Below are 13,843 nucleotides of genomic sequence, written 5' to 3' on the forward strand. Positions count from 1 at the left end.
AAAAATGTTAGTTTGTACATTAACTTATCAAATTTGATTTAAAATTAAATATTAAATAATATGGAGGATTGATAATGTGATTAAATTCAATAAAATATAATTTTTCTAAAATAAATTTATGCTCAAACTTCAAATTATATCCTACCGGTATAAAATCAAAATCATAACTACTAACAATATTTGTTTGTTGCATAAACTGATCTAACATGGTTTTTTCATCTGATTCCCATTCTTTTAGAATATGTATATCTCCAATTAGTTTCCCTGTATTTCTTTCTAATTCTGCCCACTGTATTGTAATAATTTTATCCTTAACTTCATCTAAACCCGTTGTCTCTATATCTAAATAATAACTAGTCAAATCTATTATTATTAAACAATTATGGCTTTAACCATTTCCCAAAAAGTATTTAGCATACTTCCCTTTTAAGATAAACCATTTTTCACTCTAGGTTTGTTTAATTATTACTATACTGATAATGAAACGGAGAATGGCCACACTAATGACACGTATTGTGCATTAAAGATTGTGTTCCAGTTTAAACGAATACTGCCTCAAAACGATGAACTAACTTATGTGACCATTAATGGCCAATTCTCAATTTTCTATACTATACACTAGTAATTAATCATTTATTGAAAATTTTACGCTATGTTTTAATATAAATTATTTTTTAAAAGTTCGGGGAGGAAAACCCCTATTCATCAACAAAGCTCTGCCAAGAGCTCGCTTCATAGGTTATCACTCTAATTTCGCTTTTGCGCGCTTGCTTGCTGCATTAATTTTAACGCATTCATATCGCCAAACCCATCTACATACAATTCTCTTTTTATGGATGCAGTTTGTTTTTTCTGCATTCATTTTTCAGATGTATTGATGAAATGAATGGAGTGCCTGGGCTGCTCGTAGAGTATAAAGACGTGAACCTCGGGCCCCATATGTGGAGATTAAGGACGTGAATCTATACTCCTTGATTGGACGCTCATTCATTTCCACCAAATGGATTCGTTTCATCATTCGTTGGAATGATCAAAATGAATTCAAGTCTGCCACTTGGAGAGATTACGTGCTCCTACTCTTCCAACATTATTTCAAAGTCATTTTGATCAAAATGACTTCGAACGTGTGCCACTTGGAGAAATTACTTTTCTCTCTTCAAGTGGGCAATTTTTGTCCAACTCCCTAGCGAGTTCCACCGGAATGGACAAGGAGAAGTTGGACAAAACAAAGACTTTCTTTTTTTGATGGAAATGCATGGCACGCGGACTGTTGTCGCTCTCTCCCTAGTATCTCAATGATACTAAAAAAACGCACAGTATCTCCACAATTATGGGGGTGCTGTGCGTTTACTTTTACCCATCGAAAAAACAGCTGATTGTTTTCTGTGTTTTTGAATAAGCTCAAAAGTAAGAGGCGCAAACATGGGGGGCTGGATACACATGATGACGGTGTCCACCTCCATCCAAACTCAATCCCTCTATTACCCCACTTAAAAAAAACATGGAGTACAGAAGGATAGGATGGACATCCCTTTCATGTGTGTCTCTTACCTGTTTATTGGTAATTTTTCAAAAAAACTACACATGAAGGTGATGCCAATACCCGTTGATTCATACTTGTTCTGTTAGATGAATGTGAGCAGTGAAGGATAATATGCCTGAGTATTCTTTCACTGTCCCCATAGGAAGAGACGGGTGGTACTTGGTAATCAAATACTATCTGTCGCTCTATAATCCTTATGTTGAATTTTTGGGTGCCTAGCGGGCGCGAGGCATAAATCTCTCTGAGGCGGGCTCTGAGAAAACCAATGCCTGGTTTCTATACTGTTTTACCAGTTTACTAGGGGATACCGAAGTTGCCCTCGGGGGGTCTATCTCCCTAAAGTGGAACGGTGTTTGTTAGGTTGCGTTGTTGGCGCAACCAACAAGGATTATCATTTGCAGAGGGAGTGTACGGAGTAGAGTGTTAACCCTACGGGGATATTTGGTACATCCTTGCCCAATGTTAACCCGACGGTATGAGAAACCCGCTTTACTTTGATACCCATTTATAAAAATAAAATGATTTTATTCTTTAGTTCCTTTAATGATAAATAATTTTACCATTGGTTAAAAAGAAGATATCAATATACCCACTCTTAGAGTCTGAAAAAATAGATGAAATTGAATCATCTGTTATACTTGGAGGTAATGCACTATGTGATAAATTAAGTACATTACAGTTCTGGTGTGGTAATAATACCTTACATCATACCAAAGAAAATTACCATGAAGATTATTGTTGTTTAACACATGTAGTTGGCCTACCACAACATCCAGGAACTGGACTATCAGAACCACTGACACCATTTCAGGTGGATTTTTTTAATAAAGTAAATGATACAGTCTCCCAGCCAGAAGGTGTGGAAAAGTCTGACTGGTTGAGATTAGCCCATAAATTCCATCTTAACAAAGGACGTCAGATGGGATTTACAGAAATTGTACTAAGAGTAATTCAGTACTATTGTTTTTCTAGATATGCAGGAGCTAACGTTGGAATCATGGCAGCCACCAATGGTAATCTGGCACGAAAAGACCTTAGACGATTTTACAGACTATTTGCAAATATCAAACCAGTATTAGAAGGACCACTAAAAGGCAGGGATATCAAACTAGTAAATGACACAGTTGTTGAGGCATTTCCAGCTAGTGAGGAAGCACTCACAGGGGATACCAAATACAAATGCATATTCATGGATGAGGCAGCAAAATGGAAGCTAGTTGATGACACACCAGTCTTTAACAGTATCATGCCAATTGTGAGAAGTAACGGTTCTGATTTGTTTTTGGTATCTACTCCCAAAGGCCCAATCAAAATGTTTTATAAAATATTCAAAGACCCTCAAGACTTTGTTATGATGGTATATGATATTTGGGAGGCAGAAGGCAACCTGTTTACCAAAGCACAAATAGAAGACATGATTGCCTCCTCCAAAGAAGATCCCAATCAAGAGTATTTATGTAAATTTACCATAGGCCAGGATTCAATATTTGGAATGATGGCAGACCAGAACAGAGGGGATGGATCATGGGGCGAATGGAATGTAGAGGATGATGATGAGGATGATCATTACGTTGAAGATGATGATGATATAGAATGGTGATAAATCAAAAATCTAATTAAATTAATTATTGGCTTTAAGCATTTTGGATCAGCTATATAGAAAAGTATCTTCAAAGTATTATAATGCAAAAAAATAAACTAGTATTCATTGCAGCAATGGCACTAACTGTAATTGGCGCAACAACGTTTATTTTCTTAGAGGAATCAATTTCTGTCTCTGATAGAATGGAGACAGAAAATACCGAAACTGTAAATGAAATCTCAATTAAAACAATAACCATGACAACTAAAAGTGGTCATTATAATACAGGTAGTCATATATTATGGCCAAAGGTTTCACTAGATTTTCCAACACAGGTACAAAAGGGAACTCCATTTGATGTAACTGCACATTGGACATGGGTAGAATATGAAATAGATGAAAATACAGGTGAGTATGTAATAGATGACGATACAGGCGAACTTGAAATATCAGAAACTGCATCTCAATATGACAACGAACTTGTTTCATACGCTCATGATACTGAGCTTCAAACAAGTGTATTTAGTGGAACTGATTTTATAAATAATTCTGACTTTGCAATGACTGGTAATTCTACAGGATATCAGCTTGGTTGGGGTAATAATTACAATTTTTACGAACAACCAATGATTTATGATGAAGTGGGTCCTCACAGTAAAACCCTAACATATCAAATCGACAGTTTACTTGATTTACAATATTTTCATGTTATAGGAGTTACTATAGGATTTGGTAATAATTTTGATTTGTATCTGCAGGAAAGTCCACTAGGGACGATAAACATTTCTGATTCTCCATTTGTACCTAGTGGTATGCAGAGCCCTCCTAATCCCGATGCAGTTAGATTAGCTGATTAAGACAGAATGCATGAATACGCACTTGCAGAGATGGATGCAACTGGAAAAACATTTGATGAGTATTATTATCCTGAACCAACTGCAGATGAATTAGAAGATCTTGAAAAAGCGAGACAATTTGAATTTGAGAATAGTAATGGTAAAACTATAGAGGATATTCCTGAAACTGCACAATATATCATGGATAATAATATTTCCAATATTGTGGATTATCTATTTAATGAATCATACACCTTTGAGTTTATCGATGAATTTTTTACTTAATATCCTGACTTGATAGGACAGAGTTTCGAAAATATATTTTCTTACTTTTTACTTCCTTATGCATATGCAGCTAGTGATGATATTAGCGTACGAGGATATTTTTATTTAAATGATGAGAATGAACGTTTAACATCTGCACAAAATGTAAAAGTTTGTGTATTAGAATATAATTCGGTTCTTCCTGCATATGCACAACAATTCAACAACCAAGAAATTTGTTCTACCACTAATAGTAGAGGGTATTATTCTTTAACAGTGCCAAATATAGATATGGATAATCGTAACAGTCAACCTGATGTTAAAGTTATTTTTTCTTTAGAGAATGATAATTTCACAATTAAAAATTCAGATAGGATTAATATCAATCAGGTTTTTTTTACAGCTAAACAAAAATCAAACGTGTCAGGCAATTCAGGATATATGGGATTGCATTATCCTTCAACTAGTCCTGATAACTATTCTGGATTTCCAAGGGAAAAAATTTCAACAGCTTACTTGATCTATGATGAATTAAATTATGGATATGATAAAATAAATGAATATTTTGGTTATTCTGTGCCTTTTGTGACTGTAGAATGGGGTGATGAAAGATTAATAAAATCAACATTCTTCGACCATGAAACAAATACAATCATACTTAATCATAGGGTTGTTCCAACTTACAATCATTTTATTGACGATGCTAAATCTCCTAATACAATTATGCATGAATACACACATAAAATACATCACTCAGTTTATGGTTTAGATTATAACACAGATTTACCGTTAGGTACTGGATGTGATGACCATGGAGTAAATAGAATATCAAGTAATGAATGTGCATGGACAGAAGGGTTTGCACATTTTATGTCTGCTGTAGTGTATAATGATCCTGTTTTAAAATTTTCATCATACTTACAATCAATTAACATCGAGAATGCAAAATATAATACATCACCAGACGGAACTGGAGGAACATCATTTCCAACAAATTCCTTAAACTTGGGAACTGCAAACGAGGGTTGGGTTGCATCTGCATTATGGGATATTTATGATGATTCCTTAGAGAGTGGAGATGATATGAATGAGCAAAAATCAAAATTATGGATTGCATTTACTGATGTAAAAGAATCAACTGAAAATACTTATCCTGCATCCTCAATTTTAGAATTTAAAAATGATTGGAATGATAATGGTTATTCTAGTCTAGATAATGTGTTTAGTTTGAATAATTTAATTTCTGAAACCACTGTAACACCAACAGGCAGTACGATATTTTCTGATGACTTTGAAGGTACACTATCTAACTGGACCTTAACTGGAGATGATGAGGATTGGGAGTTAAAACGAGGTAGCCAAACTGGTACTACAGGATATGTTGCATCTTCTGATGATTGTGACAGAAATTGTTACATGGAGTCAATTACTATTGATGCAAGCCAAGCTGTAACACTTGGCTTTGATAGATACATAGATACAGGAGTTGATAGAAATGAAGGACTTAAAGTTTCAGTATCTACTGATGATGGCGCATCATATACTCAACTTGCATTTTACTCTCAAAATAATAACAAAGATGACTCTATTTGGCACACTGAAACACTAGACATATCATCATATCAATCAAGTACATTCAAACTAAAATTTACAGGTGTATCGTCATACTATGATGATATTGTCAAGATAGATAATGTTACTATCACCGGATCTTCTGAAAGTACTACAACATCATCCTCATCATTTGATGAGAACTTTGATGACTTAACAAATTGGAGCAAGTCTGGTGATAACAGATGGAATGTAGTATCTTCTTGGTATGAGGATTTACCACCAAACGGAGGTAATTTTATTTCTTCAAAAAATTGTGACAACTCTTGCATACTAACCAGTGATACAATAGACTTGTCATCTTATTCATCTGCAACACTAGAGGTATCAAGATTTGTGGATAAATCCTTGGATAGAGGTGAATATCTATCCATTGAGGTGTATAATGGAAATACCTGGACTGAAATTGCAAAGTGGGGTGCAGATAACAATGAAGATACTGATGAATGGGAAGATGAATCTATAAACATCACAAGATATTTGGATGACAACTTTAAGATAAAAATCACATCTTTGCAGAGCAGTAGTAGTGAAGATACAGGTCTAGACTATATCAGAATAGCTAATTGATTATGATATTTTGTAACATTTTAGCACACCAGCTAACCACAACTTAATACTATCTTCATATTATAATTTACCATGGATATATTCCTAGACAAATTAGATGAGATTATAAAATCATATGAGGAGATTGTACTTGATGATGCCACACCACAACAGACATCAGTATTGTACTCTATGATACTACTTGATTTGATGTATCTCAGATATGATCCAACTGGAGAGAAGAGAAAACTATGGGCGATATCCTAAAATCAGTATACATTGCATTATTTGGCAGTTTTGGAATTGGGATGATGGTTGGATATCTTATTGGATTGTTAAAATAATTACTATAACTGTAATTACTTCTACAATACCTGATGCCCAAAAGAAGTATCACAAAGAGTGAAAAAATTAATGTCAATAGGGGAGCGAAAGGCTAGTACGATTCGAATAATTTGTGGTGATCCAGGAAGAACCAACGACCCATTTGGTGTAGTTGGTGTAGAGTTAGACTTGGATACTCGAAGAATTCGAATAAGACTTGCAAGACAATTTCTAAAATTAATTTATGCTCAAACTTCAAATTATATCCTACCGGTATAAAATCAAAATCATAACTACTAACAATATTTGTTTGTTGCATAAACTGATCTAACATGGTTTTTTCATCTGATTCCCATTCTTTTAGAATATGTATATCTCCAATTAGTTTCCCTGTATTTCTTTCTAATTCTGCCCACTGTATTGTAATAATTTTATCCTTAACTTCATCTAAACCCGTTGTCTCTATATCTAAATAATAACTAGTCAAATCTATTATTATTAAACAATTATGGCTTTAACCATTTCCCAAAAAGTATTTAGCATACTTCCCTTTTAAGATAAACCATTTTTCACTCTAGGTTTGTTTAATTATTACTATACTGATAATGAAACGGAGAATGGCCACACTAATGACACGTATTGTGCATTAAAGATTGTGTTCCAGTTTAAACGAATACTGCCTCAAAACGATGAACTAACTTATGTGACCATTAATGGCCAATTCTCAATTTTCTATACTATACACTAGTAATTAATCATTTATTGAAAATTTTACGCTATGTTTTAATATAAATTATTTTTTAAAAGTTCGGGAGGAAAACCCCTATTCATCAACAAAGCTCTGCCAAGAGCTCGCTTCATAGGTTATCACTCTAATTTCGCTTTTGCGCGCTTGCTTGCTGCATTAATTTTAACGCATTCATATCGCCAAACCCATCTACATACAATTCTCTTTTTATGGATGCAGTTTGTTTTTTCTGCATTCATTTTTCAGATGTATTGATGAAATGAATGGAGTGCCGGGGCTGCTCGTAGAGTATAAAGACGTGAACCTCGGCCCCATATGTGGAGATTAAGGACGTGAATCTATACTCCTTGATTGGACGCTCATTCATTTCCACCAAATGGATTCGTTTCATCATTCGTTGGAATGATCAAAATGAATTCAAAAGTCTGCCACTTGGAGAGATTACGTGCTCCTACTCTTCCAACATTATTTCAAAGTCATTTTGATCAAAATGACTTCGAACGTGTGCCACTTGGAGAAATTACTTTTCTCTCTTCAAGTGGGCAATTTTTGTCCAACTCCCTAGCGAGTTCCACCGGAATGGACAAGGAGAAGTTGGACAAAACAAAGACTTTCTTTTTTTGATGGAAATGCATGGCACGCGGACTGTTGTCGCTCTCTCCCTAGTATCTCAATGATACTAAAAAAACGCACAGTATCTCCACAATTATGGGGGTGCTGTGCGTTTACTTTTACCCATCGAAAAAACAGCTGATTGTTTTCTGTGTTTTTGAATAAGCTCAAAAGTAAGAGGCGCAAACATGGGGGGGCTGGATACACATGATGACGGTGTCCACCTCCATCCAAACTCAATCCCTCTATTACCCCACTTAAAAAAAACATGGAGTACAGAAGGATAGGATGGACATCCCTTTCATGTGTGTCTCTTACCTGTTTATTGGTAATTTTTCAAAAAAACTACACATGAAGGTGATGCCAATACCCGTTGATTCATACTTGTTCTGTTAGATGAATGTGAGCAGTGAAGGATAATATGCCTGAGTATTCTTTCACTGTCCCCATAGGAAGAGACGGGTGGTACTTGGTAATCAAATACTATCTGTCGCTCTATAATCCTTATGTTGAATTTTTGGGTGCCTAGCGGGCGCGAGGCATAAATCTCTCTGAGGCGGGCTCTGAGAAAACCAATGCCTGGTTTCTATACTGTTTTACCAGTTTACTAGGGGATACCGAAGTTGCCCTCGGGGGGTCTATCTCCCTAAAGTGGAACGGTGTTTGTTAGGTTGCGTTGTTGGCGCAACCAACAAGGATTATCATTTGCAGAGGGAGTGTACGGAGTAGAGTGTTAACCCTACGGGGATATTTGGTACATCCTTGCCCAATGTTAACCCGACGGTATGAGAAACCCGCTTTACTTTGATACCCATTTATAAAAATAAAATGATTTTATTCTTTAGTTCCTTTAATGATAAATAATTTTACCATTGGTTAAAAAGAAGATATCAATATACCCACTCTTAGAGTCTGAAAAAATAGATGAAATTGAATCATCTGTTATACTTGGAGGTAATGCACTATGTGATAAATTAAGTACATTACAGTTCTGGTGTGGTAATAATACCTTACATCATACCAAAGAAAATTACCATGAAGATTATTGTTGTTTAACACATGTAGTTGGCCTACCACAACATCCAGGAACTGGACTATCAGAACCACTGACACCATTTCAGGTGGATTTTTTTAATAAAGTAAATGATACAGTCTCCCAGCCAGAAGGTGTGGAAAAGTCTGACTGGTTGAGATTAGCCCATAAATTCCATCTTAACAAAGGACGTCAGATGGGATTTACAGAAATTGTACCAAGAGTAATTCAGGACCATTGTTTTTCTAGATATGCAGGAGTTAACGTTGGAATCATGGCAGCCACCAATGGTAATCTGGCACGAAAAGACCTTAGACGATTTTACAGACTATTTGCAAATATCAAACCAGTATTAGAAGGACCACTAAAAGGCAGGGATATCAAACTAGTAAATGACACAGTTGTTGAGGCATTTCCAGCTAGTGAGGAAGCACTCACAGGGGATACCAAATACAAATGCATATTCATGGATGAGGCAGCAAAATGGAAGCTAGTTGATGACACACCAGTCTTTAACAGTATCATGCCAATTGTGAGAAGTAACGGTTCTGATTTGTTTTTGGTATCTACTCCCAAAGGCCCAATCAAAATGTTTTATAAAATATTCAAAGACCCTCAAGACTTTGTTATGATGGTATATGATATTTGGGAGGCAGAAGGCAACCTGTTTACCAAAGCACAAATAGAAGACATGATTGCCTCCTCCAAAGAAGATCCCAATCAAGAGTATTTATGTAAATTTACCATAGGCCAGGATTCAATATTTGGAATGATGGCAGACCAGAACAGAGGGGATGGATCATGGGGCGAATGGAATGTAGAGGATGATGATGAGGATGATCATTACGTTGAAGATGATGATGATATAGAATGGTGATAAATCAAAAATCTAATTAAATTAATTATTGGCTTTAAGCATTTTGGATCAGCTATATAGAAAAGTATCTTCAAAGTATTATAATGCAAAAAAATAAACTAGTATTCATTGCAGCAATGGCACTAACTGTAATTGGCGCAACAACGTTTATTTTCTTAGAGGAATCAATTTCTGTCTCTGATAGAGTAGAGGCAGAAAATATTGACATATCAACTATACAATATGACTTTCCATTACATGGTGAATCTGAGAATATAGGAATACCATCAATATATGGTGGAGAACTTGATTTTACAATATCTAATCTACCAAAAATAGGTGAGACTGCTGAAATTAAAATGAATTATACTCAAGGAAATAATATAGTTCTTCAAGTTCTAGCCAATCAATATGCAATTGATGGAGTTCCAGAACAATTTTATCGGTCCATATCAATTAGTGATAATTTTGAGTTTGTAGGCCAAGATAATGTTATTACTTCTGAATTTGAAAATAGAATATATCAAATAATTAGAAGTCCTATAGATACAAGTAATCCTAATGAAAACATTTCCTTGTCTGCAACTATCAGAGCAGTTTCAGAAGGTATGGGTAATATCACTGGTGGTGGTGCAATAACCTCTACATATATTCAAGTACATGTAGGAGAAAATGAAACTCTACTCAAAGAAGACTATCTAAATTTACATCCTGAAATGAGACCACAACGAACACCACCTCAACAAGAACAAATAGAATTATGTTATGGTCAGCCATGTCCACCACTTGATGGACTTCCTTTTGGTGGTAATGGTACAACTACAATCACTCCTTCTACTGAAGAAGGATATCGTACTTTCCTAAAGGATGTAATGAAAATGAGTGATGAAGAAATCGAGGAGTTGGTTCAAAAAGAATATCCAGACCCAGATGACTCTAATCCCTCTATTGAAAGATTTTCTAGTGAATTAGAAACTTTTGGATCTAGTGGTCCAGGTATTGCACATACATATCCACATTATAACATTGACATGCCAAAATACGTTACAGTAGGCGATGCATTTGATATTAATATTAATTACAGTTTTGTTGAGATTGATGAAGATGATGGATCAATTGATACACGAATACAAGATAATGGTCCCAATGTATATCTTGACGATGTTCATTCTGGTGTAAAATTAATTACATATTTCCCAGAAGAATTTGAATTACAAAATAAAGATGACCTTGATTTTATTAGTTATAGTGTTGGTCGTGATTCTGAATGGGATAGACATACTACCTTTTCTACTATTGGATTATTCTATAATCTTGAAGGGCCAAAAACTATAACTTACTCATTTATCCTAAACAGCACTGTTAATTATCCAAACAATGAATTTCAAATGGCACTTGATGTTATTTTAGATAAATATTATCTTAATCAAATAAGCCCAGATAGATATGAAATTTCTAAAACTCTAGTAGTTCCAAACTTTGGTCCTGAAGGAGAACCACAACCACCTTATCCTGGACGTATTACTTCATCATATCCTCCTATTTCTATTGGTAATGATTCAACGAACACACCATCTGTTGATTCAATAGAATCTTTGATTTTACTTGCAGAAGCTGATGAAATTGATGAAATAGTAGAAGATTTTGGTTTTGAAACTATCGAAGAATTTTATTACTCTATATTCTCATCTGAACTCGTAGATGAATTCCTAGAGAAATACCCACAGTACAGTAATGCTAACTTTATTCTTCCAACATTAAACTGGATACTACCAGAAGCATATGGACAAAGTTTTCAACAATTCATTGTACAAGGCCAAGTCTTAATTGAAAATGATTCTGGTGACTTTGTAGTACCTGAAGGTGAATTTGAAGTATGTGCATATGATAAAAATTTACTACTACCTAATGAAGACCCAACTCCTCTAACTGAATACAATAGTAATGATGAAGCTTGTGATGATTTGAATAGTCGTGGTTATTTTTTAATGAGGGTTTCACCAACTGATCCAGATAATGATGGTACAACCCCTGATATTATGGTGGGTTTACCTTTAAAAAATAGTGGTGTGTTGATGTTTGATAATTTGAATATGCCGGAAGAAACAATTATTTATTCTGAACCAAGGGAGAACGTATCCTCAATTCTTGTGAATTTTGTAAGTGATGAAAGAATTGATATTGATAATGAAAATTTTTTAAAATCTTACAAAGTATTTGGTACGATAAATGAAACACTAGAAACATTCCATGATTTGGGGTTTAGAACTAATACACAATTACAAGTTTTGTATGATCCAATCACCACAACTGAATTTCGATTAATGTATCAATCAAATCTAATATCTCTTACAGATTATTATCATCCCACTAATGGTGAATTCATACGAAGTATAGTTGACCATCCTGTAGCAATCTCTCATGAAGTAGGACATTTTATTCAAGATAAGACTTACAAAAATGTAAAGGGTGATCAAGGTAGAGTTCCATCTTGTGCAGGAATTATCGGTACACATGGTGACCATATAACAACAAACCCTCAATGTGCATGGAGTGAAGGATGGGCAACTTTTGTAGGACTATTAACATCTGATAGTTCTGAACATACCACATTTGTTACAAATGATGCTATAAATTCTGAGTCTGGAACAAATAATGGAGTAAAATTTCCAACTAGAAACGGATATTCTGTTGAAGGTTGGGTAACTGCTGCACTTTGGGATATTCATGATATAGTAGATGAAAGGAGTTCTCGTTCATCTTATGATTGTATAGATGGCCAAACACAAAATTTATGGAATGCATTTAGTACAGATACTGCACCAAGTGGACCAAATTACATTGCAAAAAATATGAACGAATTTAAAGATGATTGGAATGCATTGGGATATACCAGTCTTATTCCTTTGTTTAATTTGAATCATTTAACTGGTCCAATTACACCTCCTACAACAGATGTCGTAATATTTAGTGATGAATTTAATTCGTTTACAAACTGGACACTAACAGGAGATGATGAAGATTGGGAGTTAGTATCTGATACTACTGGATATGTTGCATCTTCTGATGATTGTGACAGAAATTGTTACATGGAGTCAATTACTATTGATGCAAGCCAAGCTGTAACACTTGGCTTTGATAGATACATAGATACAGGAGTTGATAGAAATGAAGGACTTAAAGTTTCAGTATCTACTGATGATGGCGCATCATATACTCAACTTGCATTTTACTCTCAAAATAATAACAAAGATGACTCTATTTGGCACACTGAAACACTAGACATATCATCATATCAATCAAGTACATTCAAACTAAAATTTACAGGTGTATCGTCATACTATGATGATATTGTCAAGATAGATAATGTTACTATCACCGGATCTTCTGAAAGTACTACAACAACATCATCCTCACCATTTGATGAGAACTTTGATGACTTAACAAATTGGAGCAAGTCTGGTGATAACAGATGGAATGTAGTATCTTCTTGGTATGAGGATTTACCACCAAACGGAGGTAATTTTATTTCTTCAAAAAATTGTGACAACTCTTGCATGCTAACCAGTGATACAATAGACTTGTCATCTTATTCATCTGCAACACTAGAGGTATCAAGATTTGTGGATAGTTCATTGGATGGTGGTGAATATCTATCCATTGAGGTGTATAATGGAAATACCTGGACTGAAATTGCAAAGTGGGGTGCAGATAACAATGAAGATACTGATGAATGGGAAGATGAATCTATAAACATCACAAGATATTTGGATGACAACTTTAAGATAAAAATCACATCTTTGCAGAGCAGTAGTAGTGAAGATACAGGTCTAGACTATATCAGAATAGCTAATTGATTATGATATTTTGTAACATTTTAGCACA

At 34.7% G+C, this 13,843-nt stretch carries 11 protein-coding genes; 10 read left to right on the forward strand and 1 reads right to left on the reverse strand.

Annotation, left to right across the window (positions count from 1 at the left end):
* Positions 1-19: 19 nt before the first annotated feature.
* A complete protein-coding gene (locus R1F52_00580) occupies positions 20-361 on the reverse strand; it encodes a ribonuclease H-like domain-containing protein (GenBank protein WOV93170.1) in 342 nt (113 codons plus the stop codon).
* 693 nt (positions 362-1,054) lie between these two features.
* Here R1F52_00580 and R1F52_00585 point away from each other — a divergent pair.
* The 10 genes from R1F52_00585 (at position 1,055) to R1F52_00630 (ending at position 13,815) form a co-directional block, all read left to right on the forward strand.
* Positions 1,055-1,246 (forward strand): hypothetical protein, encoded by a 192-nt coding sequence (locus R1F52_00585; protein WOV93171.1) that lies wholly within the window; start codon positions 1,055-1,057, stop codon positions 1,244-1,246.
* An 859-nt stretch (positions 1,247-2,105) separates the two neighbouring features.
* Positions 2,106-3,143 carry a hypothetical protein gene (locus R1F52_00590; GenBank protein ID WOV93172.1) on the forward strand — a complete coding sequence of 346 codons (1,038 nt, stop codon included), beginning with the start codon at positions 2,106-2,108 and terminating at the stop codon, positions 3,141-3,143.
* A gap of 83 nt (positions 3,144-3,226) precedes the next feature.
* Positions 3,227-3,982, forward strand: a complete 756-nt coding sequence (locus R1F52_00595) for a hypothetical protein (protein ID WOV93173.1) — start codon at positions 3,227-3,229, stop codon at positions 3,980-3,982.
* A 6-nt stretch (positions 3,983-3,988) separates the two neighbouring features.
* Entirely contained in the window at positions 3,989-4,246 is a 258-nt protein-coding gene (locus R1F52_00600; GenBank protein ID WOV93174.1) for a hypothetical protein, read from the forward strand.
* 9 nt (positions 4,247-4,255) lie between these two features.
* Positions 4,256-6,406 carry a hypothetical protein gene (locus R1F52_00605; GenBank protein ID WOV93175.1) on the forward strand — a complete coding sequence of 717 codons (2,151 nt, stop codon included), beginning with the start codon at positions 4,256-4,258 and terminating at the stop codon, positions 6,404-6,406.
* Between the two features lie 72 nt (positions 6,407-6,478).
* Entirely contained in the window at positions 6,479-6,652 is a 174-nt protein-coding gene (locus tag R1F52_00610) for a hypothetical protein (GenBank protein WOV93176.1), read from the forward strand.
* Positions 6,653-6,799: 147 nt separating this feature from the next.
* Positions 6,800-6,988 carry a hypothetical protein gene (locus tag R1F52_00615; protein ID WOV93177.1) on the forward strand — a complete coding sequence of 63 codons (189 nt, stop codon included), beginning with the start codon at positions 6,800-6,802 and terminating at the stop codon, positions 6,986-6,988.
* An 880-nt stretch (positions 6,989-7,868) separates the two neighbouring features.
* On the forward strand, positions 7,869-8,081 hold the full coding sequence (locus R1F52_00620; protein ID WOV93178.1) for a hypothetical protein: 213 nt from the start codon (positions 7,869-7,871) through the stop codon (positions 8,079-8,081).
* A gap of 860 nt (positions 8,082-8,941) precedes the next feature.
* Positions 8,942-9,979 (forward strand): hypothetical protein, encoded by a 1,038-nt coding sequence (locus R1F52_00625; GenBank protein WOV93179.1) that lies wholly within the window; start codon positions 8,942-8,944, stop codon positions 9,977-9,979.
* 83 nt (positions 9,980-10,062) lie between these two features.
* Positions 10,063-13,815, forward strand: a complete 3,753-nt coding sequence (locus R1F52_00630; GenBank protein ID WOV93180.1) for a hypothetical protein — start codon at positions 10,063-10,065, stop codon at positions 13,813-13,815.
* Positions 13,816-13,843 lie beyond the last annotated feature (28 nt).

The sequence above is a fragment of the Nitrosopumilaceae archaeon AB1(1) genome, assembly GCA_033471095.1.
In the GTDB taxonomy this organism is placed as follows: Archaea; Thermoproteota; Nitrososphaeria; order Nitrososphaerales; family Nitrosopumilaceae; genus Nitrosoabyssus; species Nitrosoabyssus spongiisocia.

Excerpts from the sequence above, each read along its gene's own strand:
- R1F52_00620 (WOV93178.1), top strand. The coding sequence starts at position 7,869 with ATGAATTCAAAAGTCTGCCACTTGGAGAGATTACGTGCTCCTACTCTT.
- R1F52_00615 (WOV93177.1), top strand. The coding sequence starts at position 6,800 with ATGTCAATAGGGGAGCGAAAGGCTAGTACGATTCGAATAATTTGTGGT.
- R1F52_00610 (WOV93176.1), top strand. The coding sequence starts at position 6,479 with ATGGATATATTCCTAGACAAATTAGATGAGATTATAAAATCATATGAG.
- R1F52_00595 (WOV93173.1), top strand. The coding sequence starts at position 3,227 with ATGCAAAAAAATAAACTAGTATTCATTGCAGCAATGGCACTAACTGTA.
- R1F52_00600 (WOV93174.1), top strand. The coding sequence starts at position 3,989 with ATGCATGAATACGCACTTGCAGAGATGGATGCAACTGGAAAAACATTT.
- R1F52_00630 (WOV93180.1), top strand. The coding sequence starts at position 10,063 with ATGCAAAAAAATAAACTAGTATTCATTGCAGCAATGGCACTAACTGTA.